Origin of the sequence: Gibbsiella greigii, assembly GCF_039540155.1 — a bacterium.
In the GTDB taxonomy this organism is placed as follows: Bacteria; Pseudomonadota; Gammaproteobacteria; order Enterobacterales; family Enterobacteriaceae; genus Gibbsiella; species Gibbsiella quercinecans.
This window is the reverse complement of record NZ_BAABEM010000008.1, coordinates 173297-198879: the sequence shown is the minus strand read 5'-3', so window position 1 is coordinate 198879 and position 25583 is coordinate 173297. Positions and strand designations below refer to the sequence as shown.

Genomic DNA, 25583 nt, shown 5'->3' with positions numbered 1-25583 from the left:
TACGCTAATTTATTGGCCGGTCTGGGCGAGTATATCGGCGCCTATCTAAATGAAAACCTGAGTATTTTTCTAATTGTTATGATAAAAATCATAATTAACCGCAGTAGTGTTGTATGGTAAAGACGAAAGTCATTATGGTTTGCTGCCGTAACCCCGCGAGGTGCTATGGATTTAAATGCGTTAAAGCTTTTTGTCAGAGTGGCGGATGTGCTGAGTTTTACCCAGGCGGCGCAGGCGTTGGGGCTGACGCAGTCTGGCGTATCGCGGGCGGTTGCCCGCCTGGAAGACGAGCTACGGGTAAAGTTGATTAACCGCAATACTCACGCCGTGAGCCTGACGCCCGATGGCCTGTATCTCTATGACATGGCCCGGCGCCTGATTGGCGAGCTTGACGATGTGGGCCAGCGGCTGAACGGCAGAGCGCTATCCCCGGAAGGGGAACTGCGCATCACCACGCCATCGGCGTATGGCCGGTTGGTGACGCTGCCCTTGCTGAAAACCATCCTTGACCGTTATCCCGCCTTGAAGATTGATGCGGTGATGACCGATCGGCTGGTTGATGTGGTTGAAGAGGGCTTTGATGCGGCGATCAGAATCGGCCACTTAACGGATTCGCGGCTGATCGGCCGCACCATCAGGCACCTGAAGTTTACCACTGTCGCTTCGCCTGCCTACCTGCGTAAGCACGGCGCTCCTGCCGTGCCGGATGATCTGTTACAACACAATTGCCTGGTGGTGAAGGGGGCGGGAACCGGCAGGCGAACCAAATGGCGCTACCGGTTGGGTGAGCGGGTGCAGCATCTGGACGTTAGCGGCAACTTGACCGTCGATACTGCCGATGCGTTGCTGGAAGCGGCGCTCTGCGGGATCGGCATCGTGCAAATCATGGATTTCGCCGTTGCCCGTTATATTGAAAGCGGCCATTTGGTGGACGTTTTGCCCGATTTTGCGGTTGCGGATATCCCGTTGACGCTGCTTTACGCCAAATCCCGCCACCGCTCGCCCAAGATTGCCGCATTGCTGGCCGCGTTCGGTTTGGCCGGCTAAGCCTGTTAGCCGGCGTGTGCCGGGCGATCGCTAACTTGTTGTTTCACCCGCTCGATGTATATTTCCCGCAGCCGGCGCGTGACGGGGCCGGGTTTGCCGTCGCCGATGGTTTTGCCATCCAGCGTGACCACCGGCAGCACGAAAGTGGTGGCTGAACTGATGAAAATCTCGCTGGCGTGATAGGCTTCTTCCGGGGTGAACAGCCGTTGTTCCAGCGTGATGTCATCGCTGGCCGCCAACGCCAACAGCGCGTGGCGAGTAATGCCGTGCAGAATGTCGTTGCTTAACGGGCGCGTGACCACGGTGCGATCGTGCAGAACGATGTAGCAGTTACAGGAACTGCCTTCGGTAATGAAGCCGTTTTCCACCAGAAAGGCATCATCGGCATGCTGCGCGTGGGCGTACTCTTTGGCCAGGCAGGGAGCAAGCAGGTTGACGGTTTTAATATCCCGGCGGTGCCAGCGGATATCGGGGCAGGTAACGACATGCAGGCCGCTTTGCGCTTTGGGGTTATCCAGCACGGCGCGGGCCTGGGTAAACAGCACCAGCGTGGGCTGCACCCCGGCGGGGGGGAAGCTGAAATCGCGATCGCCGGCGCTGCCGCGGCTGATCTGCAAATAAATCGCCCCTTCTTGCAAGCCGTTCTTTTCGATCATGGCCTGATGGATTGCCTGCAGCTCGGCAAGCGTGACCGGCAGCGCCAGCGACAGTTCGCGGCAAGAGCGCTGTAAACGCGCCATGTGGCCGTCAAACTCCACCAGTTTGCCATTAACGACGGCGGTGACTTCGTACACGGCATCGGCAAACAGGAAACCGCGGTCAAAGACTGAAATTTTGGCTTCGTTTTCTGGCACATAGTGCCCATCGACATAAACAAGACGTTGCATCACGAACTCCTTAATTATCGCGTTGTTGCGGCTCGCCGGTTAACCCCACAATGCCGCTTGCGGCGCGTGCAGGGTGCTGCCGTCATAGTGCAGGCCGTGGGCGCGATCGCGTTGTAGCAGCAACGGGCCGTCAAGATCGACAACCTGCGCGCCCTGGGCCACGATTATCGCCGGCGCAATCGAGAGCGAGGTGCTGACCATACAGCCCACCATGATCTGCAACCCCTGCGCCTGGGCTTGGGCACGCAGCCGCAGCGCCTCGGTCAGCCCGCCGGTTTTATCCAGCTTGATGTTGATCATGTCATAGCAACCGGCGATCGCCGCCAGCGAATGGCTATCATGGCAGGATTCATCGGCGCAGATCGGGATCGGGTGCGGCAGTTCGGCCAAAACGCCGTCTTTGCCAGCGGGAAGCGGCTGCTCGATCATCGTCACGCCCAATGCCGCCAGCGCCGGCACCAGTTTCAGGTAGAGCGCGGCATCCCATCCTTCATTGGCATCAACAATCAGGCGGGCGGCAGGCGCGCCCTGGCGCACCGCAGCCACCCTGGCTAAATCGTCGTGGTCCGCCAGTTTCAGCTTCAGCAACGGGCGGTGGGCGTTTTGCCGCGCCGCCTGCTGCATGCGCGCCGGGGTATCCAGCGACAGCGTATAGGCCGTTTGCACTACCCCCGGCGCCGGCAGGTTCAGGCGCTGCCAGATCCGTTGGTTATGCTGTTTGCATTCCAAATCCCAAAAGGCGCAGTCGAGGGCATTGCGCGCTGCGCCGGGCGGCAACCGGGTTTGCAACGCTTCGCGATCGAGGCCGTGGCGCAGATCGTCACGCAGCGCTGCGATCTGTGCCATCACGCTGTCAACGGATTCACCATAGCGGGCATAGGGCACGCACTCGCCATAGCCGGCTGCGCCGTTGGCGCGCAGGGCGACCACCACCACATCCGCCTGGGTTTTGCTGCCGCGCGAAATGGTAAAAGTGCCCTGCAGTGGCCAGCCTTCTTGCAGCAGTTCGATGTCGATCATAGGCCCGCCAATTGGTCAACAATGCGCCCAACACCCTGGCGGAATGGATCCACCACAGGCAAACCAAATTTTTTCTCCAGATCGCGGGTTAGCTGCAGCGCATCTTGTTCACTGAGCGCCGCGGTATTGACCGAGATGCCGACGAAACGCGCCTTGGGGTTGGTCAACTGCGCAACGGATAAATTCAAGGCCATGCAGGCCGCCAGATCCGGAATCGGGTAGTCAACGCCGCGCATGGTTTTACGGGTAGGTTCATGGCACAGCACCAGCGCATCGGGCTGTGCGCCGTGGATGATACCGGTCGTTACGCCGGCAAATGAAGGGTGAAACAGCGATCCTTGCCCTTCAATCACGTCCCAGTGGTCGGCATTGTTGGCCGGGGCGATAGTTTCAACCGCACCGGCGATGAAATCGGCGACCACTGCATCAATGCTCACCCCCGCACCGCTGATAAGAATGCCCGTTTGGCCGGTAGCGCGAAAGGTGGCGTTGCCGCCACGGGATAGTATTTCTTTTTCGATCGCCAGGGCGGTGTACATTTTGCCGCAGGAACAGTCGGTGCCGACGGGCAGCAGGCGTTTGCCCGGGCGTTTGCGGCCGTTGGCCACCGGGAAGGTTTGTGAAGGGTGGCGCACGTCGAACAGCGAGCGGCCAAGCCTGGCGGCAAGTTCACGCAACTGCGGCACATCCGCCAGGCGGTTATGCAGCCCGGCGGCCAGATCCATGCCGCTTTCCAGTGCTTCTTGCAAGATGGCGATCCACGCATCAGAGATGATCCCGCCACGGTTGGCTACGCCAATCACTAGCGTTTGCGCACCCGCCTTACGGGCGGCGCTAATGTCCATATCGGGTAACTGGCAGTCAGCATGGCAGCCTGCCATGCGGTACTGGCCAACGCAATATTCCGGGTGCCACTGTTTGATCCCGATAGCCACTTTAGCGGCTAACTGATCGTGTGCGTCGCCAAGGAATAATAAATAGGGCTTTTTAATATCCATTATTCATCCTCACAAGCAAAAAAGCGTGAACGTTAATAACATGGTGGGATAAAAATTACGGCTAAAAACCAATCTTCATAATTGATAATATCCGTAGTCATATAATTGTCAATAATAATGCGTATCTGGTTATAATATCTGGTTTTTTGTTTTTTATTGGATTTTAATGCATTTATATGTGTGGTTTTTGAAATTAAATTCTGCATTGTGGTGTTGTTTTAAAATGATGTGATTTTCTTATGAATAAATAATAAATTACCGCCCAATTGTTTTTATTTATCTACTTGATATTAATTGGTTAATTTTATTTATTGGGGTGCGTGGCGCTAAATTGGTGAGGTGTGTTATTTCGGGGCGCCAAATTGGTGCAGTGGCGGGTTGTTTTTAATTTGTTAATTTAAAATTAGAAACAATGTAATTTAATAGGATTGGAACTGATATTTTAATGGATATTAAAAGAATGGGTAATGGCATGAAACGCTATTCTATACCCTAAATAATTCGAGTTGCAGGAAGGCGGCAAGGGAAGGCATCCCGATGAGCTTACACAGGTAAGTGATTCGGGTGACTGAGCGCAGCCAACACACCTGCAACTTGAAGTATGACGGGTATATATAAATAAAGCCTGTTCGGGGCTATTGCCAGACAGCAGGTGTGATCAGGCCATTGTCTTTTCCGCCGGCCTTGCATTGGTGGCCCTGCATGTTTTTCCATGTGTCAATCTTGCCGTGCCGCAGGTGATGCGTTGGTTCTGGCTTTTGCGGCTACGCCAGCTTCCGATTGCGGAAACACCCGGCTACAGAGGAAATCAACCAGCGCCCGCAGCTTGGGGGAAGGGTGCTTGCTGGCCGGCCAGAGCACATAGAAGGTGCCGAAACGCTGGGCATGTTCGGGCAGCACGCGGCGCAGCCCGCCTTCGGCCAATGGCGTTCTGACGGCAAAGTCCGGCAGGCAGGCGATGCCACGGCCCTGCATCGCGAAACACATGCGGGTTTCGATGTTGTTACAGATCATGGACGTCGGCAGTTGCAACTCGGGTTCGCCGGGCGCGCGGTGCAGCGGCCAGGTTTCGAGCTTGCCGCTGTTGGGGAAGCGGTAGTGCAGGCAGGTGTGTTCGAGCAGATCGTCGGGCACTTGCGGCGTGCCGCGTTGCGCCAGGTAGGCGGGGGAAGCGACCAGCATCAGCTCGAAGGTGCCCAGCCTGCGCGCGGATAGCCGCGAGTCGGCGGGTTCCCCCGAACGCACGACGGCATCAAAGCCTTCTTCAACCACATCCACCAGCCGGTCGGTAAAGTCCAAATCCAGGACGATCTCGGGGTATGCGGCCATAAATTCGCCCAGCACCGGCAGCACCAGCGAACTGACCAGCGGCAGGCTGATACGCAGATTGCCACGCGGCGCGGCGGTAGCCTGCGAAAGTTCCAACTCCGCGGCTTCAACTTCTGCGAGGATACGGCGGCAGCGTTCAAGGAACATGGCGCCCTCGGCGGTCAGCGTGACGCTGCGCGTGCTGCGGTGGAACAGGCGCGCACCGAACTTCTCTTCCAGACGCGCCACGCTTTTACCCACCGCCGAAGCCGAAACGCCTAACAAGCGGCCGGCCGCGACAAAGCTGCGGGTTTCCGCCACCTGCACGAACACCGCAAAGCCGTTTAAGTTTTCCATCTCCCCCCTCATTGCGGACAGATGTTTCCGCATAACAAGGAACTGTAGCCTACTTTTTCTTTAATCGGCGGGTAATTATCGTTGCGGAACCATTATTAACCACAAGGTATTCCCGTGACCGATTCCAAATTGCCCCTGGCACCGTTGTTAGCACTGGCGATGGCGGCGTTTATCACCATCCTCACCGAAGCGTTGCCGGCCGGCCTGTTGCCGCAGATGGCGCACAGTATGGCGGTTTCCGAAGCCTGGATCGGCCAGACCGTCACTGTTTATGCGCTGGGTTCGCTGCTGGCCGCCATCCCCTTGACGGCGGCGACCCAAGGGATCCGGCGCCGGCCGCTGCTACTGGCGGCCATTCTCGGATTTTTCGCCGCGAATACCGTCACGGCGTTTTCCACCAGTTATCCCCTGACGATGGCGGCACGCTTGCTGGCCGGCGTTTCGGCGGGGTTGCTCTGGGCGTTGTTGGCCGGGTATGCCGCGCGTATGGTGCCTGCGCACCAGAAAGGGCGAGCTATTGCGATCGCCATGGTGGGAACACCGCTGGCGCTGTCGTTGGGTGTGCCGGCGGGAACGTTGTTGGGCGCGGTGGTAGGGTGGCGCGCCTGCTTCGCTATTATGAGCCTGCTGGCACTGCTGCTGATGGTCTGGGTGCGCCTTCAGGTGCCGGATTTCGCCGGGCAGGCGCAGAACCAACGCCGCCCGCTGGGGCACACGTTTATGCTGCCCGGCATTCGCCCCGTGTTGTTCGCCGTGCTGGCTTTTGTGCTGGCGCATAACATTCTTTATACCTATATCGCGCCGTTCCTGGCGATTGCCGGCCTGGCCCAACGCACGGATCTGGTGCTGCTGGTGTTCGGCATCGCGTCACTGGCCGGTATCTGGTTCACCGGCGTGCTGATTGACCGTTACCTGCGGCCCCTGACGCTCGCCAGCACGTTGCTGTTTGCCTTTGCCGCGCTGGCGCTCGGCGTCGCCGGCGATAAGCCCGCCATTGTCTATGCAGCGGTCGCCCTTTGGGGGCTGGCCTTCGGTGGGGCAGCGACGCTGTTTCAGACGGCGTTGGCGAAAACGGCCGGTGACGCGGCGGACGTCGCGCAATCAATGCTGGTGACGGCCTGGAATGTGGCTATTGCCGGTGGCGGCATCGTCGGCGGCATTTTACTTGAACGGTTCGGCACAGGCGCATTTTCTCCCGCCTTGCTTATCTTGCTGGCCGCAGCGCTGGCGGTGGTAGGGGCGGCGAAACGGCACGGTTTCCCGGTGGTGGTGAAAGGGGAGCAACAACTTTCGAAAAATCAGCAAAATGGATAAAAACAGGCCAATGTGTTCATTCGCGCAGCAAACGCACTTTTTTTGCTATTTAGCGCTTTGACAAACCGCGAGGCCCCCGTTATTATTCGCCCCGTTCACACGATTCCTCTGTAGTTCAGTCGGTAGAACGGCGGACTGTTAATCCGTATGTCACTGGTTCGAGTCCAGTCAGAGGAGCCATATTAAAGAAACCAGATATCTACGGATGTCTGGTTTTTTGCTTTTTATCCATTATTTTGCGTGACAAACCTTTCCGGTGCGCAAATCCGCAGTTTCAAACCAACATCCAAACCCTGTAAAGTCGCCGATTCGCATGGCCTGTATCTTTGGTCAATCCCCGCGGTTCACGTTTGTGGTATCTCAAATATCGTATCGGTGGCAAAGAGCCTCGCCTTGGTTTAGGCGCTTATCCCGATGTTTCGCTGGGCTATGCCCGGCAACAGCGTGCTGCTGAAAAAGCGGCTCGTTCACCAGAAAAGAGTTTCATGACGGTGGCACTGAGCTGGCATAAAGTAACAAAACATGGTCGGAGAACCATGCCGTCCGCCTGCGCGGGTTATCCCCGGATCGTTCTGATCCCCCTCCGGAATAGAGTGCCGATATTTATAGAGTAAATCCGTAGTGAGAACCGTCAGGCAGTTCCACGTCAAGGCGCAGTTTACCGCCCGCCGCCTCAACGTATCGTTTAAGCGTGGACAGTTTCAGGTCGCGCCCCGGTTTTTCCATACCGGCAACGGTCGGCTGCCTGATGCCCAGAGCCTGTGCCATTTCCACCTGTGTTTTTTGCACTACCTCACGCAGTTCGGCAAGGTGGATGTTGAGCAGGATGTCCGCCGCCATCGCCTGCGCGTTGGCCACGACTTCCGGTTTTTCATCCGCAAGAAGTTGTTCGAGCGTTCTGCCCATCGCGTTACTCCTTATCATCTAATGTCTTCAAATAATTCGTGAATTCCCGGTCAGCAACCGGGATCATCTGGTCATAAAAACGTTTTTCATTGCCGATCTTGTTACCGCCGCAAAGCAGAATGCCATTGCGGTAAGGATCGAAAGCGAAAAACACCCGTATCGGATCGCCCCGGCTCTGAACGCGTAGTTCCTTCATGTTGCTGTAACGAGAGCCTTTAATCGTATCGGCATAGGGTCTGGGCAAACCCGGCCCTTTTTGCCGCAGAACGATAAGCGCCGCCAGCACGCTGGCACGATCGGTCTCATTGAGCGAGGCAAACCAGTGATCAAACGTATCCGTTGTTTTAATCGTCCACACGGGATCTCCTTATTAATATAGCTTGCAGACTATATAGGTGCAAAGCGATAATAAAGAGTCTGAAGTTACCCCTGGCGAAATGCATTCCTCTTTACCGGGAAACTAAAGGTGTATTCCGGTCATTCATTACATGCTGTGCAAATTCGTCGTCGCTTTTCGGCACAGGCCGCATAAAAAGCAGGAAGGTGAAGCTGAGTAGAGAATGACCTTAACCACAATGCGGTCCGGCATTTTCAAAGGTTGATGCCGGTAAAAGGCGACCGTCCTGATACATCAGGCGCTTATTTCAGGTCATGAAGCATTTTGTGCTGGAGGGATATTAAGCTCATTTCGGTAAATTACGCATCTGCCTGATAATTCGGTGTCTAGCGGCGCCATCCCTGACCTGTTGATGCTTCTCATGCCACTGCGAGCAGCGGCATGAGAAGGTGGGAACCGGCGTGGATCATTCTGGACTAAGCCATGTATCGAAAGCGCCCCGGCGGGAAGGGACTTGGAAGGATGAGGCCCCTTGGTAAACTTGTCGGTAGCTCCTCGGGCTTGTTTTGAGCATCTTCCTGAAATGATGACGCATTGTCGGCAGACTACCGAAGCCGCTCAGTAACGCTATCTCCTCGAGCCCGTGCACAGTCGTGCATTCTAGTAGTTCGCAGGCCACCCGCAGCCGCTCGCGCATCAACCAGGTGCTGGGGGGAAGCCCCGTTAATGCCTCAAACCTGCGTTGAAATGTACGCAGGCTCATTCCCGCAAGTTTGGCCAGGTCCTTGACAGGATGACTGTCGCCCAGATTTTGCCTCATGTGCTCCACAACGGTGCCAATACGTGTCGCTTCATAGGCTCTGGGGACCGGCTGGGGAATGAACTGTGACTGTCCTCCCTCGCGGTGCGGGGGCATAATCAGACCACGTGCAACAATGTTAGCCTTCTCTAAGCCAAAATCCTGCCGGACGATGTGAATGCACAAATCCATGCCGGCAGCGCTGCCCGCCGCCGTGAGGATTGTTCCACGGTCCACGTACAGCACGTCCGGATCGAAGTCGACCCGTGGAAAACGCGACGCAATACGGTCTATAAAGCGCCAATGCGTGGTCGCTTTGCCGCTGTCCAGCAGGCCCGCCTCGGCCAGCACGACAACGCCAGAACAAAGCGACGCGACGCGGGCACCATGTCGGTGCGCCTGGCGGACCGCTTCAACTACGCACTGCTCGATAGGGGAATCGATATCCGGCCAGCCCGGGATGACGATTAAGTCGGCCTCTTTCAGCGCCTCCAGCCCCTGCTCAATGTAGACGGGGAGGCCCCCGCTGGACCTGATTCTTCCCGGCCGTACGGCTGCGCAACCGAATCGGTACCAATCATCCCAACTTTCGGGGCGAGGTAGCCCGAAAACCTCGTAGGCAATTCCGAATTCGAAAGCGAGCAACTCATCCGAGATCAAACAGACAACGTTAGGGCCCGAGCCCTTTCTGCTTACTGCATCCATACTGGCGTTTTCCCCTGCAAACGACGACCACTATCTGATCGTAGATGAGTGATTTACGATTGCAAGAGGTAACGATGGCCGCCACCCTGCGAAGAAGCGGCGACCAGGATGCTCAGGCCTTTTCCAGTCGGTCGGTGCAAACTGCGGAAAAATCCAGGCGCCCCCATTGATCGACAGGCTTCCACTCCTCTTCGAATTCCCGGTTGCCGACGCTGCGCACCATCCCCGGCAGGGAGGGGTCATACCACCGATTGTCAAGCGGGTCCGAAACCAATTGATAGCTTCTTATCTATGACCTTCGATTCATGGCTAGGCGGAAGTAACAGCTTTATGCCGGAGTGCTGCTAAACCGGGCAGGGCCATGCCCAGGGCCATCGAGATCAAGCCGATGACCTGAACTGCATTTAATGATTCGTTGAGCAGTAGGCAGCCAGCCACTGTTGTGATAATGGGTACGCTTGGCATCACCAGGGAGGCCCGCTGAGGCCCGGTTTTGTGCACGATGTAGGTGTAAAGGAATATGGCGAGCGCTCCAGCAAGAATACCTTGGGCGAAGGCTTGGAAGAGCAGTTCCGTCATCGTGGAGGCTGAGAAGCCGGTTGGCATCACCGCATGGGCGATGAAGGCTGGAAAGCAGGAAACCAGCGAGATAACGGCGGTTCCAAGAATCGGGCTAACCTGCCAACGCTTAATAAGCACGCCGTACAGCGAAAACATCAGACCTTGGAGGACGAAGAGTGCTGTCCCCACAGGGGAAAGACCTTTGGACAAGAACGTGTTGTAGATAAATAGAAGGATCCCTAAGGTAATAAAGCCGGTGCTGAAGAGCGATGCGCGATCTGGTTGGGCCTTTAGCAGGAACATCGGCAGCAGGAACGAAAACAGGACGATCGACCCGGGACCAACGGCGGCCACATAACCGGCAGAGGTCAGCGATATCCCCGTGTTGATAACCATCAGGTAGGGGAAACCGGCGAGGATGGAAAGGGTGATAATCTTGCCCAGGCCGAGCTGGGAGACTTGCGTACGTGCTTCCGCCGTGCAGATATAGGGCAAAAAAAGGGCTCCCGCTGTGTAGAAGCGCAGGATCGTCAGGCCAGACGGAGTTATGTTCCCCTGAAGGCTGGCTCGCGCCGTTAGAAACTGCAGCACATAGACCAAGACGAGGAGTGTACTGGCTCCCGCTACTTTATATTTATTTGACATATAAATTCCAATAATCCGGATACTTTGCCGTATCGGTGGGCATCATAGGTTTTCTTGGATTATCAAGCGGTTTGAAAATGACTGGAAGTGGCATCAATGCCATTGATCGTAAAGGTTACGCCAATTTTCTGAGGTAAGGATTTTACACAAAATCTTAAACAGCCCCTTTAGCTTGCTTATCTTCCCGTTACTGGCAACGGCGCCATATTTAGAAAGCCCGCTTAAGTTTTCTTAAGCGGGCTTTTGTCTATCTTGCCTGGTGCGAATTATTCTCTCGCTCTGGCGTTGGGCGCTCCGTGGCACAGAAACAGCCTGAACCTGAACGTTTTTTCATCTCACACAGGCCAGGCCGTTATCCTCTGCCGTAGCCTGTACAGCGTCTGAAAACGCCATTCAGTACGCGCTTAACCGCCTCAGAAGCTGTAATTCGCCGTGACGGAAACGTTACGGGGTTCACCGTATACCGTGTTTCTGCCGACATCGATGTTATACGTCTTGTTGAACAGGTTGTTCAGATTCGCCTGAATTGAAAGCTGTTTAGTGACGCGATAGCGGCCAAAAAGATCAACCAGGGCATAGCTGCCTTGCTCTGCATAGAGCGTGGATGCACCGTCCGGCCCGGCAACGTTATCCCAGGTATGCGTCTGCCAGTTAACACCGCCGCCAACGGTCAGATCCTGCAGCATCGGCAGGCGATAGCTGGTAAACAATTTTAACGAGGTTCGCGGCTGGGTTGGATTTAACGCTGCACCTTCGCCGTCTTTAGCAACGTAGCGTGTCGCGCCAAAAGTCATCTGCAGATTGTCTGTTACTGCCCCGTTGATTTCGAACTCAATCCCCTTACTGACCGTGCCATTTTGCTCATAATAGGCGTAATCAGTGCTGCCCGGCACCAGCGAGTAATCTGTTGCGCCAAGATGGTCCTGCTCAATGCGGAATACGGCTAATGACGCCGTAATGCGGCTGTCCATCCAGTCACCTTTTATCCCGGTTTCATAGCTTTTGCCGGTGACGGGGGCCAGATAAGCACCTTGCGCATTGCGATAGGTCTGTGGTTTAAAAATTGACGTATAGCTGGCGTACGCAGAATAGGTGTCGTTGATGTCATAGACCAGGCCCGCGTACGGCGTGATATTGTTCTTCTCCATATTCTGCGTCAGCGTAGCGGCGTTGTACTTTGTATAACGGGCGCCAAGAATAAGATGCAGAGGATCGGCCAGCGAGATGCGTGTCGCTAAATAGGCAGATTTCTGATGGATGGTATTATCCTGCGCCAGCGTTTGGTCGGCCCAGCCAGGCTGCGGATAATTACCCCAGTTGTTGAAATCACCGATGTCTGCCGAGGTAAAGCTGGTTGATGTGCCGATATAACGATCGTTCTGGCGGATATAGGTTACGCCGGCCATCAGCTCATGTTGGCGACCAAAAAGCGTGTAAGGGCCGCTGACATAAGCGTCTACCGCATTTTCTTTACGTTTCGCCGTGTTGTAGCCCGTGCCGCCTAACAAATCGTATCCCGCATAAGGGCCGATACCGATACCTGTGGTCTTGTCAAAATAGCCGTCGATATAGAGCAGCTTACTGTCCATCGTCGCTTCAGAGTGCGTGCCGCTTAGGTTGAACGCCCAGCCGTTACTAAACGTTTGCTTCAGATTGGCAAAGACTTTTTTAGCGTCGCTGTTGTTGTAGGCCCAGTCAGGCGAAAGGTTGGTGCTGCGATCATAGTGGGTTTTGCTGCCGTCAAGATAGAACGTGGGCAAACCTCCCCAGGTTGCTCCTGCGATGTGCGTTTCTTGATAATCGTAACCGATGGAAAGGGTTGTTGAGTCTGTCAGATCGGCGTCGACGACACCATAAAGAAATTTCTTCTGGCTGTGATAATTGTTCAGCCAACTGTCACCATCCTGATAACCCGCCACAAGCCGCCCACGTACATTACCGGACTCGGTCAGGGGCGCGGAAAGATCGGCAACATAACGTTGATTATCCCAGCTACCGTAACTCGCGGAGAGATTGCCCTCGAACGTTTTGCTGTCGGCATGTTTACGTACCATATTAATAGAAGCCGCAGGGCTGCCTGCCCCGGTCATCAGGCCTGTCGCACCACGAACGACTTCAATCCGGTCATAAATCGCCGTATCAGACAGCGTGTCGCCGATATTCCAGGCGGAATCAATCAGGACCGGTACGCCGTCAATCTGATAATTATCAATCATAAATCCGCGCGAATAAAAATTGCTGCGGTTTGCGCCGGAATTAAATTCACTAATGCCGGTGGTATTTCTTAATACGTCATTCAGTGTCTCCAGCTTTTGATCCTGCATGCGCTGCTTGCTGATCACGCTGACCGACTGGGGAATATCGCGCGCGGTCAACGCCATTTTAGTCGCGGCGCGGGTCACCGGCACGTTATAGTCCGTATCCTGCGTGCTCTCTGCATTACCCGAAGACGCCGTGACTTCCAGCGTTTCCTCGCTGCTGGCTGTGTCAGCGGCCGAGACATAAGGCATATGCAGCGCAGAGGCGATAACCACCGTCAGAAGCGAAAGTTTCGGCAAAAGAGGATTGGCGCAGGCGTTATCGACAGCGCGATTGAGCCCGTTGTGGCATGAAAAACGGAACATGATCACTCTCAAAAAATATTATTATTTAGCGAGCTGACTGAAAAGCGTTCACATAAGCAAACCTGCTTCACGCAGGGAAGGCCCGCAGGCCTTCCCTGGCGGATTTATTTCAGCGCAATGCGCGCCACGCTATCCGGGCCTTTCGTCGAACTGTCTTCGTTAAACGCCTGTTTCAGCGAAACATACAGCGTTTCGCCGTCGGCTGAGACCAGCAGGCTGTTCGGGCTGGTGTCGAACGCCCAGCTATTTTTCACCGCGTAGCTGGTGGCATCCAGTTGCAGCACTTTTTTCGATTCCCGCTGGCTGAGGTAGATCTCATTGCGTTTGGCATTGAACTTAATGCCCAATGCATCGCCGTCGATACGTTTGATAACTTTGCCGGTGTGGATATCAAACACCAGTGTCGTTTTGCCTTTGGAGTCATCGGTCACGAACAGGCGGCCGGTGGCCGGATCTTCCGCCATATTCAGGAACAGATACGCTTTGCCATCATCCGGCTTCCAGCGCTGCTCAATTTTATGGCTGCGCGGATTGATCACCAGAACCTCGCCCCCGCCGTTGGCGGCGTAAATGCGCCCGGTCTGCGGTGAATAAATCATGCCCGTCACCCATTTCCCGGCATTTTTGATGGTGGTTTTTACGGTAAAGGTTTTGGTATCGATAACGGTAATAAAGCCAGGATCGGCCACACGGCCGACATACAACTCGTTACCGTGCAGCAGCATCTCACGTGCGCCGATCGCATCGCCGTCTTTATCTTTACCGCCGCCCAACGCCAGGCGTTGCACTACTTTGCCGCTCTTCGCATCCACTTTGGATACGCTACCGTCCAGCGAATTGGTGGTATAGAAACTGTTGCCTTCGTCATTAATCGCCATACCGAAGTTTTTCAGATCGGTGTGGGTTTCGCCTTTGGTCGCAAGGGTCACCGGATCGAGGCGATAAAGCATGCCGCCGTTCACGTCCTTAAAACTCTGCGCACTGGCGACATACAGTGCGTTAGCCGCCGGCGAATACGCCAGTTCATATAGCCCGTCGCCTAATACACGCTGCGTCACTGCCTGATCAACCGGTTTTGCCGCGGCGGCCGCCACCGGCGTTTCCGCTTTTTTGGCCGGTGCCTGGCAAGCTGTCAGACTTAACGCGGTAATAACCGCTGCTGCAACCACACCTATACGCGAACTCAAAAACGATTTCATTCAGAACTCCATTAATGGACGAACGCTTTCCGTCAGGCTTATAGCCCGCGAAAAGGTGAGTGAAAAGTGAGAATAATACGCATTAACGAAAACTAAGCAAATCGACGCCGAGCAAAGCGGTATCCACCGCAGCAGAAAAATCACAATTCTTTGCCCAGTTCACGCTTAATTGCGGGCTGAAAAAATGAAAACGCCAGTAATTACCGGGTTAATATTCAACATAACTTATTGACTATTATGTTCTTTACATAAACTTACATATTTAAATGAAACCTCTTTAGGATTATTCTCGCAAATGATTATCATTATCCTTACAAAATCATGCGCTTCTTTATTTTATGCGCCCCGGAACGGCAGATTTTCTCCTGCTATTTCGGTGCCGTAATGCCATCACAACAGAAGCGATACAAAGCCGCTCACGCTTAATTTCACGGGAAATATTATGCCTTTGAATTGCAGGGGAACTCGCGCTGCAACATGCGCTTATGGTATTGGTAAAACATTCACGGTGTCGTTGTTGGCAATGCTGGTACATACCTTCCTCAGCCCGATGCTGGCGCAGGCCAATGAAACCGCCACCCAGACGGCGGCCAGCAATAATCAACAGGAGCAGGATATGGTGGTGGATGCCACCGCCGCCGCCAGCGGCGTGGCGACAGGCAAGAAACAGGACTATCAGGTAACAACCACGCGTGCCGGCACCAAACTGCTGCTGACGCCCCGTGACGTGCCGCAGTCAGTCAGCGTAATAACCCAGCAGCGCATGCAGGATCAGCAACTGCAAACCGTTACCGATGTGTTGAATAACACCACTGGTATCACCAGCAACCTGATCGACAGCGAACGTTCCGAATATTATTCCCGCGGCTTCAAAATCACTAACTTTACCTTTGACGGCATTCCTACGTCGGTCGGCGATGCGTGGAACTATGGGGATGCCGCTTCAGACACGGCGATTTATGATCGTATAGAAGTGGTGCGTGGCGCCACCGGCCTGATGACCGGCGCAGGTAGCCCATCAGCGTCAGTGAATATGGTGCGCAAACATGCGGACAGCAAAGAATTCACCGGCACCGTCAGCGCCAGCTATGGCAGTTGGAATAATCAGCGTTACGTTGCTGATGTTTCTGGGCCGTTGAATGAAGACGGCACGGTACGCGGCCGTGTGGTGAGCGGGTATCAGGATCAGGACAGTTGGCTGGATCGCTACCATAAAACCAAAAAATTCCTCTACGGCGTGGTGGATGCGGATATCACCGCACGCACAACTTTATCGCTGGGTTACGACTATGAAGACGCCGACACCGGCAACCCCACCTGGGGCGGGCTGCCGGTGTTTTACAGCAATGGCTCACTGACGCACTATAACCGTAGCCTGAACTCCGCCGCCGACTGGGCCAATTTCCATACCAACGCGCGCAAGGTGTATGCCGATCTGGTGCATAATTTTGATAACGGCTGGAGCCTCCACGTCAACGGCACCCACGCGGAAAATACCTTTAGCGACAAGTTACTGTATGTCGCTTACTCGGCTTATCCGGATGAAAGCACCGGGGAAGGCGCTACTGGCTGGGGCAGTATGGATCGCGGCAAGCGTGAACTTACCTCGGTCGATGGCTATGCCAGCGGCCCGTTCCAGTTGCTGGGGCGCCACCATCAGTTGATGGCCGGGATCAGCTACAATCGCCAGCATAACGCCACCTACAGCCAGGACGGCATTACCGATCTCGACAATTACAATATCGCCGCCAGCGATATTGGCGCGTTTAACAACAGTTGGAATGGCGATATTGCCGAGCCGCAATGGCAGGGGTGGTATTTGAATGCGGATGATGTGATTCGCCAGAAATCCGCTTATACCGCCGCACGTTTCTCGTTGGCCGATCCGCTGTCGCTGATTGTCGGCGCGCGTTACACCCAATGGAGCACAGACGGTAGCAGTGGCGATATGGAAAAAAACAATATCACGCCGTATGCGGGCCTGGTGTACGACATTAACGATATCTGGTCGGCCTATGCCAGCTATACCTCGATCTTCCAGCCGCAAACCTATCGCGATGCTTCCGGCCACTATCTGTCGCCGGTTACTGGTAAAAGTTATGAAACCGGCCTGAAAGCCGCCTGGTTTGATGGCCGCCTGACCGCCACCGTTGCGGTGTTCCGTATCGAGCAGAACAACGTCGGCACCGAAGAGAATGGGGTGTATGTTAATAACAGCAGCGAGCAGGCTTATTACGCAACCAAGGGCGCGCGGAGTAAAGGGGCGGAATTTGAACTGAATGGCGCACTTACCGACAATCTGCAGTTGACGTTTGGCGCGACGCGTTACGTCGCGCGTGATAAAGACGGCCGCTATAATCCGGACCAGCCGCAAACCGACTTCAAACTGTTTACCCGTTATCAGGTCCCCAGCTTGCCGGATCTGGTTATTGGCGGCGGCATCAACTGGCAGAACCGCGTGTTTGAGGATATTAGCGCCCCGGATGGCAGCACCCAGCGCGTTTATCAGGGCAGCTACCCACTGGCTAACCTGTTCGCGCGTTACCAGGCCACCAAACAGGTGGCGGTACAGGCAAACGTCAATAATCTGTTCGATCGCACCTACTACACCTACATGAATAACTATGTTTACGGCGAGCCGCGTAATTTCTCGGTTAGCTTGTCATATCAATTCTGATCTACACCCACCGCGCCCTGGATGAACAGGGCGCGGTCGCTTGATGATATATTGGCGCAGTGCAGTGGATTTTTTCTTATTAGCCTATGATAGGAAAATACTCAGGTAAATGCTAAGAATAAACTTGGAAATTTAAAATATCTATTGTTCAATAGTTATAAGCCCCGATTTGTAATTATGTAGCATTTATTTTATTTTCCGTTCCTGACTTGGGGTTATCCCGAAAACCTTTTTGTAGCATGCAGTGAAATGATTGCTATTTGAAAATCCACAGATAAAAGCGATATCGGTAATGGATGTTTCAGTATTTTTAATTTTCATTCGGGCAGAAACTAGCCGTAGTCTTTTTAGATAATTTTCCGGCGTCATACCTGTCGTTTCTTTGATGCGACGAAATAGCGTACGTTGCGTCAACAAAAACTCATCCGCTACGTCGATCCAGTTAATTTCAGAGAAGCAATGCTCTTGCAAATAATTGAGCACCCGATGCAGCTTATATTGGGTATGGCTACGATCCCCGATTTCCTGCTGATTGACCAGGTTCATTATCAGCTGAAAAAACAACCCTTCTTGTTGTAACGTCTGGATGTCTGGTGCATTTTCAAACATCTGACCAATCAAGCTGCGGCAATGATTTTTCACTTCCGGCATCAACCAGCCGTAATGGCTATTTTCGCTAGCTGAAAAGCGGGATAGTAACTCCTCGGTGTTCGTCAGGTAATGGAATTGTGTTTGTGGATTTATTAACACATTAATCAGCTTGAGCGTGCCCAGCTCATCGTAGAAGTGGTAATCGTTGTCTCTCACGAAAAAAACATCGCCTTCTTGAATAAACACCGGTTTCCCGTTGATCACGTGGAGGCCGTGCCCACTGTCGACGATCACGAGTTCGTTGAAATCATGGCAATGCTCGCGGTTATTATCTTCCGGATCACTGGAATAGATCGACAGCTTTTCATCAACGGATGGGAAATAGGCTTCAACTCTGAGCTTATCCATAGGGCAACGTATCTCATATCGTTCTTAACTCCGGGCAGAAAACCAACATAAATTATTGCCTGCAGGGCAGCCAATAGTTTTTCAGGATTTGTGATCATTACCGTAACTATCCCACTATGGCTGCCATTACAACAGTAATACTGGCAATTTCGGAATGGCTGGCAGATATCGCCGAGAGCACACTTGATTCCACAACATTATTGAACAGGAGTAAGTGAATGTCTCAAGGGATTCAGAAAAATAACGACCTTATATTTAACCGCAACCCACACTTTCTTACTACCGCAGCAGGACTGCTGCCGACTTTGCAGCAGTCCTGCTGCCTGCCGGTTTGTTTGATTCATGTCGCAGAGGACAGTTCGCAGGTTTTGGGATGGCGAACTGAAATGAGCGGCGCGATATCCAGTCTGGCGCAGCGGGAACTGGCTCCCGGCGATGAGATCATTATCGATTTCGGGACGCATTGTGTCGGTTATTTGAGCTTGCGTTGCGAAGCGGCAGGGAGCCCACCGGACGCCCCGGCGCATCTGCAATTAATATTTGGTGAAACGCCGGCCGAAGTCGCCGAACCATTCAGTGGCTATGATGGCTGGCTGAGCAGCAGTTGGTTACAGCAGGAAGATGTGTACCTTGACGTTTTGCCGGTACAGCTTCGGTTACCACGTCGCTATTGCTGCCGGTACGTAAAAATTCACGTTGTGTCGACTTCCGCGAAGTTCAATCTCCGGCTCAGTGATATCCGTCTTACTACAGTGACGTCGGCAGATAGCACTTCGCTCTCCGAGGTCCATCACCCAGATGCTCTGCTGGGGAACATCGATCAGGTCAGCGTGCTGACGTTACGTAATTGCATGCAGGAAGTGTTTGAGGATGGGCCTAAACGTGACCGTCGGTTGTGGCTGGGGGATTTGCGTTTGCAGGCGCTGGTCAATTACCAGACTTTTGGTCAGAACGATCTGGTGAAACGCTGCCTGTATTTGTTTGCCGGGGTGACACGTGAGGATGGCATGGTTTCCTCCAACCTGTTTATAAAACCCGAGGTGATTGCCGACGATACTTTTTTGCTTGATTACGCACTATTTTTTGTTGCAACACTTGCTGATTACATTGCCGTAACGGGCGATTTGGCAACGTTGGATGATCTGTGGCCAACGGCCTGGCGTCAGATTGAACTTGCTCTCAAACTCGTCAAAGAAAATGGCATTCTTCGCGACAGTGACAATTGGTGGTCGTTTATTGACTGGCATGCGTCCTTGAATAAGCAAGCTGCTACACAGGGGGTGCTGATTTATTGCCTTAAAAAAGCAGACCAATTGGCAGAACGGACGGATCGTGGCAAAACCGCCTTGCTGGATCTGAATATAAGACGACTGGAAACAGCGGCAATGCGTGAATTGTGGGACGAAGATAAAGGCTTTTTCATTAGTGGCTCAGATGGGCAAATATCCTGTGCATCCCAGGTTTGGCTGGTGCTGGCGGGGGTCGGTGATGAAGCGTTTCGTTCACGGCTGGTTGCTAATCTGTTGGCCACACAACCCGAAATCGGGATGAACACGCCTTACATGATGCACCATTTTATCGACGCATTGATAAGTGTCGGTGAAACCGAGCGCGCAGTGCACGAAATTAAAAAATACTGGGGGGGCATGGTTCAGGCCGGAGCTGATACGTTCTGGGAGTTGTACGACCCCAATCGTCCCGATTTTTCTCCCTATGGCAGCAAATTAATTAACAGTTATTGCCATGCCTGGAGCTGTACTCCCGCTTATTTCATTCGTAAATACGGGTTGTAACGCATTTAAAAAATAACCACCACCCTCAAGAGAATAAACCATGCAAAAAACGACATTTTCCCTGTGGCGGCAACGCCTGGGATATGGGATCGCCGATTTGTCCTGTAACTTGGTCTGGCAGATGATCTCGCTCTACCTCATGTTCTTTTATACCGATATTATGGGGCTACCCGCCTATTATACCGGACTGATGTTTTTAGTAACCCGGTTGGTCGATGGCGTTGCCGATGTTCTGATGGGGCTCGTTATTGACAATACCAATACCCGCTGGGGGCGTTGCCGCCCCTATCTGTTGATCGGCGCGGTGCCGTTTGGTTTGTTGTGCATCATGTCGTTTTATGTCCCTGATTTCGGCCTGACGGGCAAACTCTGGTATGCATTTCTAACCTATTTGTGCCTGTCGTTTCTTTATACGTTGGTGAATATCCCTTTCTGCGCAATGCTGCCTTTTCTCACCAATGATTCGAAAGAACGCACAACACTTTCAGCAGTGCGCATTGTTATGGGGTCGCTTGGCTCTACCGTTGTGGCCGTGGCGACCTTGCCGCTGGTACATTCACTCGGCAATGGCAATCAACAATCCGGATTCTTTTATACCGCAGTGATTTTCGGCGGGATTGCCGTCTTTTTCCTGTTGCTGAGCTTTGCTAACGTGAAAGAAAGCATTAACGTTCAAAATGAAAAAATGACCCTTCACCGGGCGTGGACCAGCTTGCGTCACAACCGTCCTTGGTTCGTTTTTGCCGTTAATATTTTTCTGATGTGGGGAGCGTTTTTTTTCCAGACTGGCGCACTGGTGTATTTTTTTAATTATTATGTTGGTAACCCGAATATTACGGCAATTGCTGCAGGTATCTCAACTTTTGTCCCCTTACTAGGGACGTTAACCGTTCCATTTATGGCGGAGAAAATGAAAAAGCGCTACGTCTACTTATTCGCTTGTGCCATTAATTTAGCGGGTATGTTAGTAATGATATTCTCCGGGAGTGCCATTTTGGGGCTGCTTGTCGGTGTGACTATATTATCTATAGGTGCAGGGCAACGCACGGCCATCTATTTTTCAATGCAGGCCGATCCTGTCGATTATGGCGAATGGAAAACCGGTATCAATACGGCAGGTATCCTGACCTCAATCAACGGTTTTCTGGGTAAGGTTGCTATGGCCGGCGCTGGCGCAATCAGTGGCATACTGCTCTCTGCGGGCGGTTACGCGGCAAATCAGGTGCAAAACACCCAGGCACTAGTGGTTATCAAAGCTTGCTACCTGTATATCCCCGCGGCCCTTATTCTTTGCTCAATGTTCTGGATTGGCCGTTATTATCGCCTTGATGATAATTATGAAAAAATAAAAAATGAGCTTGATGAAAGGAAATGTAATGCCATTGGTAGTGCCACGCGTGATATTAATAATTAAACAGTGAATGATATTTTACGAAAAACCGTCAAGCACAGTAATATTTCCTGACCACGACAAAGGGACTCTCTATGCGTTTTACGACAAATTACGCAGGAATGTTATGTCTTTTTATTGGCATGATGTTACCGGCAATTAGCTTCGCCGACGAAAGAACTTTAACCGTAGAACAACGCCTGTCTTTACTGGAAAAACGTTTGAATCAGGCTGAAAACGATGCCAGACAGGCTCAGTTACGCGCCACACAGGCTGAGCAGCAAACACTGGATGCTAATACTCGTGCAAAGGTGGCTGAAAACAGGATACGGCAGCTAGAATACCGCACGTCGGCCGTCGAAGTACAGACGGCCACTACGGGGGAAAAAATTGCAGAAACCTCATTGGCTTCGAGTAAAAATACCACGACAGCCGATGGATTTGAGTTCTCTGGCTATGCTCGCTCCGGTATGTTATTCAATAGTAATGGGCACGGTGCGCGGGGTGGGCCGGGAATTTCTCCTGCCAGCTCAATCGGCGGTGATGCGCACGTTGGTCGTCTGGGTAATGAAAAAGATAACTACGTTGAGCTCAGTTTTATCAAACACCTTCAGTTTGATGACGGATCAAAAGCGCGGTTTAAAACCATGATGGCCGATGGGGCGAATAATCCAAATCCATGGGTTGAGGATAACGACAGCCATCATCTGAATATTCGACAGATTTACGTGGAAATGATGGACTTGCCGAGTTTCGGTGGGCCGGTGAAAAACGCCACCTTGTGGGCAGGCAAACGGTTCGACAGAGATAATTTCGATATCCATTTCACCGACAGCGACATCATGTTCCTCGGGGGTACGGGGGGCGGGATCAATGACGTACAGTGGACCCCGCATTTCAAAAACGACTTTTCGCTCTATGCTCGTAACTTTGGCGATCTCGGTAGTGATCGGTACCACGATAATGATGTGCAAAACGTGATGCTGACCGTAAATAATTTCTATGACAACTGGCAACTGATGCTTACCGGTATGACGGCTCAGGGTAATGATGGACTGAAAGACAATGCGTCGACCACGGGAAGTTACGCATTGCGCAGTGACAACACAGCTCAGCATGGCTATTACGCGATGCTGGCTTATCACGACAAACAGCGATTTTACGGTTTATTGCCGGGCAGCTCAGAAAGTGCGTTGCAGTTCGGGCGTGGGCTTGGCGCAGAAGCACGGCAGCCGGGAAGTGATGGTGACCTGACCCGTGATGCAACCTCGATGAGGTTCGCAACGTACGGTATTCTGCCGGTCACGAAAAACTGGGAAATCGCCCCGTCAATGATTGCACAACACAGTGAAAATCGTTATCGCAGTGGTGACCGTTACGACTGGGCTTCCTTTAACCTGCGTGCCTCACAGGCAATCACTCAAAACTTTGCGTTGCTCTACGAAACCTCGTGGCAATACATGGATCTAAATCCGAATGGCAGGACGTACAATAATGACGGCGTTGTAGAGACCTATCAGGCAGTAAAAGGGGATTTTTACAAATTAACTTTTTCCCCTACGTTTAAAGTGGGCGATGTGTTTGATATTAAAGCTCGGCCGGAAATTCGTTTCTTTGTCACGTACATGAACTGGGATAAAGAATTGGATCGTTATGCTGTTAATGATGATTTCGGTAGTGCAGGATTTACCTCCGGCGGCAACTGGAGCTTTGGTGTGCAAACTGAAATTTGGTTCTGATGATCACGCCCCGGAATGTAAAGATACATTCCGGGGGGGGGGGGCTTATAATCCGTATGGATTAATATCTTTCGTGGATGTAAATGTTCATGAATGAGTTGCCCTTTAGTTTACGTTAATGTAATGGTGTTCATTTTTTATCAGCCAAACGTTTTTTTGCAAAAAAATATTTTAATATTTTTCTTACCAAAATCGCAGGATATAACCTTGTTCTGGGTGGAGTGTTTATATACAACTTATGGTGCCGTAGCTTTAGCCTTGACCACAACAAAGACTGATGTTATATCTTGTAGCCCGTATTTAAAGGTTCCGCGAATGAATATCATCCTGAACATTATAATTATCCTGTTTTTATTCGCTATCATCATGGTTTTCTCATCCAAGTTATCTTCTTATAAATCCTCGGCCAAAAATAATATGAATTTTAAACTGGGCGAAATAAAACGTATCTCTGAAAGGTCTTTTTTTCGAAGGCTGCTGGGGATTAAAACGGATAACTATTTTTATGATTTAGCGTATATTTATAAAATTAAAGGGAGCGAAGTTTACAAGGTGCCGCTATCAGATATCGTTAAAATCAGCCCGACAGAGGTGAAGATTAATAACCGGCGCGTCTGGGCTGTGCGATATTCTCGCTATGGTGGGGCAAAAGAGTTCCGTTTCAGGCATAACATCACTTTTTTTAATAATGACTTTTTAGGCTTTTTGGCGGCGGTGAAGGCCGCCAACCCGGATGTAGAGATTATCGAACCGACGATTTTGCGTCTTTAACCTCATCCTCGCGGCGCCCTTGTGCATCCTGAACAACCTGCACAAGGGCGCCAGCGCGTGGGCTAACAATCAGTAGTAGCCGTACATGGCGGCAAACACCCAGCCAAAGATACAGGAGGTTGTCACGCCTATCAGACCGGGAAGAATAAAGCTGTGGTTAATTACAAAGCGCCCGATATGCGTTGTCCCGGAGCGGTCGAACTGGATGGCGGCCAGATCGCTTGGGTAGGTGGGCAGAATATAATAGCCGTAACAGGCCGGCGCAGAGGCCACGATATAGGCCGGGTCAACGCCGATCGCCAATGCCACCGGCACAATGGCCGCCAATGCGGCTGCCTGCGAGTTAACAAATTTGGACACCAGCAGCAGGATCAGCGCATACGCCCAAGGATACTCTTTCACCAGCGTCCCGAGGGTGGCTTTAATTTGTTCAAGGTGGGCGCCGAACATGGTTTCCGCCATCCAGGCGATGCCGTATACCGCCACAATCGCAATCATCCCGGAGCGGAAAACCTCGTTTTTGGAGATGGAAGCCGGGTTGGTTTTGGTGGTGATGATGATCAGCGCCCCGGAAACCAGCATAAACATCTGGATCACCAGGACCATAGACAGCGGTTTACCGTTAAACACCGGTCGCAGTTCTGTTACCGCCCCCAGCAGTGCAACGGCGGCGATAGTCGCGAGAAAAATCCACATTGCGACCCAGTTGCTGCGCGGCAGTTTTTTGTCCAGCAGCGTGGCGGTATCGCCGTAAACATATTCCCGGTTTTCCGGCATGGAAATGAATTTTTGAAACTCCGGATCTTTGTCTAAATCTTTGCCGCGGAACCAACTGAAAATCCCAATCGCCAGAATCCCGAGCAGGGTGGAGGGGATGGTGATCGCCAGCAGATCGAGAAATTCCAGGTGCTTACCGTGAAAAGTAAAGTTAGCCAGCATCGCCACCAGCGATACCACCGCAACGGAAACCGGGCTGGCAATGATGCCCATTTGGGCGCCGATCGAACTGGCCGCCATGGGCCGTTCGGGGCGGATATTATTTTTGATCGCCACATCGTAGATAATCGGCAAAATGGTGTACACCACGTGACCGGTGCCGCAGAGAATGGTCAGGATACAGGTGACGAAAGGCGCGATGATCGAGACATATTTAGGATTGCGCCGCAGCAGTTTTTCCGCCATTTGCAGCATCACGTCAAGGCCGCCCGAAGCTTGCAGCGTCGCCGACGCCGCCACAACGGAAATGATGACCAGCATCACATCGATAGGCGGTTTCCCCGGTTCGAGTTTAAAGACGAAAACCAGTATGACCAGCCCGATGCCGCCCAATAACCCCAGCGCGATACCACCTTTTCTTGCGCCGTAAAATAGGCAGATCAGGACAATGACCAGTTGAATGATAAAGTCCATAGTAACCCCATAGCTCACAGAGACACTTACGTTAATTAAAAATTTGACTTACTTCTTTAGGGGTTACTATAGGTTCCTCATTAACCATGGTTTTTTG

The 25583-nt window shown here is 52.6% G+C and carries 19 protein-coding genes, 1 tRNA gene and 1 pseudogene; 9 read left to right on the top strand and 12 right to left on the bottom strand.

All coding sequences use genetic code 11. The features are described 5' to 3' along the window. Positions 1-165 precede the first annotated feature (165 nt). A complete protein-coding gene (locus AC559G_RS09285; RefSeq protein ID WP_498912337.1) occupies positions 166-1047 on the top strand; it encodes a LysR family transcriptional regulator in 882 nt (293 codons plus the stop codon). A 5-nt stretch (positions 1048-1052) separates the two neighbouring features. Here the strand turns inward: AC559G_RS09285 and AC559G_RS09280 are convergent, their stop codons facing one another. From AC559G_RS09280 to AC559G_RS09265, 4 genes are all read right to left on the bottom strand, one after another. Continuing rightward, positions 1053-1934 carry a D-amino-acid transaminase gene (locus AC559G_RS09280; protein ID WP_121525956.1) on the bottom strand — a complete coding sequence of 294 codons (882 nt, stop codon included), beginning with the start codon at positions 1932-1934 and terminating at the stop codon, positions 1053-1055. 39 nt (positions 1935-1973) lie between these two features. Continuing rightward, on the bottom strand, positions 1974-2954 hold the full coding sequence (dgcA, locus tag AC559G_RS09275; RefSeq protein ID WP_498912336.1) for a dipeptide epimerase: 981 nt from the start codon (positions 2952-2954) through the stop codon (positions 1974-1976). Beyond that, positions 2951-3952: an N-acetyltransferase DgcN family protein gene (gene dgcN, locus AC559G_RS09270; RefSeq protein ID WP_498912335.1), complete on the bottom strand. Its 1002-nt coding sequence runs from the start codon at positions 3950-3952 to the stop codon at positions 2951-2953. Before dgcN ends, dgcA begins: the two co-directional genes overlap by 4 nt. A 717-nt stretch (positions 3953-4669) precedes the next feature. Continuing rightward, positions 4670-5617 carry a LysR family transcriptional regulator gene (locus AC559G_RS09265; protein ID WP_498912334.1) on the bottom strand — a complete coding sequence of 316 codons (948 nt, stop codon included), beginning with the start codon at positions 5615-5617 and terminating at the stop codon, positions 4670-4672. A gap of 159 nt (positions 5618-5776) precedes the next feature. Here AC559G_RS09265 and AC559G_RS09260 point away from each other — a divergent pair, with 159 nt between their 5' ends. From AC559G_RS09260 to AC559G_RS09250, 3 genes and pseudogenes are all read left to right on the top strand, one after another. Beyond that, complete coding sequence (locus AC559G_RS09260; protein WP_498912426.1) at positions 5777-6931, top strand: MFS transporter; 1155 nt, start codon at positions 5777-5779, stop codon at positions 6929-6931. A gap of 104 nt (positions 6932-7035) precedes the next feature. After that, a tRNA-Asn gene (locus tag AC559G_RS09255) sits at positions 7036-7111 on the top strand. 60 nt (positions 7112-7171) lie between these two features. Next, positions 7172-7481: pseudogene (locus AC559G_RS09250) on the top strand (Arm DNA-binding domain-containing protein); the annotation flags it as partial. Between the two features lie 53 nt (positions 7482-7534). Here AC559G_RS09250 and proR read toward each other — a convergent pair. The 6 genes from proR to AC559G_RS09220 form a co-directional block, all read right to left on the bottom strand. Next, positions 7535-7837, bottom strand: a complete 303-nt coding sequence (gene proR, locus AC559G_RS09245) for a helix-turn-helix domain-containing protein (RefSeq protein WP_498912333.1) — start codon at positions 7835-7837, stop codon at positions 7535-7537. A gap of 4 nt (positions 7838-7841) precedes the next feature. Next, positions 7842-8195 (bottom strand): type II toxin-antitoxin system RelE/ParE family toxin, encoded by a 354-nt coding sequence (locus AC559G_RS09240; protein ID WP_498912332.1) that lies wholly within the window; start codon positions 8193-8195, stop codon positions 7842-7844. 445 nt (positions 8196-8640) lie between these two features. After that, positions 8641-9678, bottom strand: coding sequence for a transcriptional regulator FtrA (gene ftrA, locus AC559G_RS09235; protein WP_498912331.1), 1038 nt, complete (start codon positions 9676-9678; stop codon positions 8641-8643). A gap of 309 nt (positions 9679-9987) precedes the next feature. Further along, a complete protein-coding gene (locus AC559G_RS09230; RefSeq protein WP_498912330.1) occupies positions 9988-10884 on the bottom strand; it encodes a DMT family transporter in 897 nt (298 codons plus the stop codon). A gap of 413 nt (positions 10885-11297) precedes the next feature. Then, positions 11298-13508: a porin family protein gene (gene fhuE / locus AC559G_RS09225; protein WP_498912425.1), complete on the bottom strand. Its 2211-nt coding sequence runs from the start codon at positions 13506-13508 to the stop codon at positions 11298-11300. A gap of 104 nt (positions 13509-13612) precedes the next feature. Next, positions 13613-14707, bottom strand: coding sequence for a YncE family protein (locus AC559G_RS09220; protein ID WP_498912329.1), 1095 nt, complete (start codon positions 14705-14707; stop codon positions 13613-13615). Between the two features lie 442 nt (positions 14708-15149). Between AC559G_RS09220 and fhuE (AC559G_RS09215) the strand changes: the two genes are divergently transcribed. Beyond that, positions 15150-17384, top strand: a complete 2235-nt coding sequence (fhuE, locus tag AC559G_RS09215) for a ferric-rhodotorulic acid/ferric-coprogen receptor FhuE (protein ID WP_498912328.1) — start codon at positions 15150-15152, stop codon at positions 17382-17384. A 186-nt stretch (positions 17385-17570) separates the two neighbouring features. Here the strand turns inward: fhuE (AC559G_RS09215) and AC559G_RS09210 are convergent, their stop codons facing one another. Continuing rightward, entirely contained in the window at positions 17571-18383 is an 813-nt protein-coding gene (locus tag AC559G_RS09210) for a helix-turn-helix domain-containing protein (protein ID WP_095848190.1), read from the bottom strand. Between the two features lie 218 nt (positions 18384-18601). Between AC559G_RS09210 and AC559G_RS09205 the strand changes: the two genes are divergently transcribed. From AC559G_RS09205 to AC559G_RS09190, 4 genes are all read left to right on the top strand, one after another. Then, a complete protein-coding gene (locus tag AC559G_RS09205; protein WP_498912327.1) occupies positions 18602-20176 on the top strand; it encodes an alpha-L-rhamnosidase-related protein in 1575 nt (524 codons plus the stop codon). Positions 20177-20216: 40 nt separating this feature from the next. Then, a complete protein-coding gene (locus AC559G_RS09200; RefSeq protein WP_498912326.1) occupies positions 20217-21590 on the top strand; it encodes an MFS transporter in 1374 nt (457 codons plus the stop codon). 71 nt (positions 21591-21661) lie between these two features. Next, a complete protein-coding gene (locus tag AC559G_RS09195; protein WP_498912325.1) occupies positions 21662-23305 on the top strand; it encodes a carbohydrate porin in 1644 nt (547 codons plus the stop codon). A 315-nt stretch (positions 23306-23620) separates the two neighbouring features. Further along, positions 23621-24076: a hypothetical protein gene (locus AC559G_RS09190; protein ID WP_498912324.1), complete on the top strand. Its 456-nt coding sequence runs from the start codon at positions 23621-23623 to the stop codon at positions 24074-24076. A gap of 69 nt (positions 24077-24145) precedes the next feature. Here the strand turns inward: AC559G_RS09190 and AC559G_RS09185 are convergent, their stop codons facing one another. Continuing rightward, a complete protein-coding gene (locus AC559G_RS09185) occupies positions 24146-25486 on the bottom strand; it encodes an anaerobic C4-dicarboxylate transporter (protein ID WP_498912323.1) in 1341 nt (446 codons plus the stop codon). Positions 25487-25583: the final 97 nt, after the last annotated feature.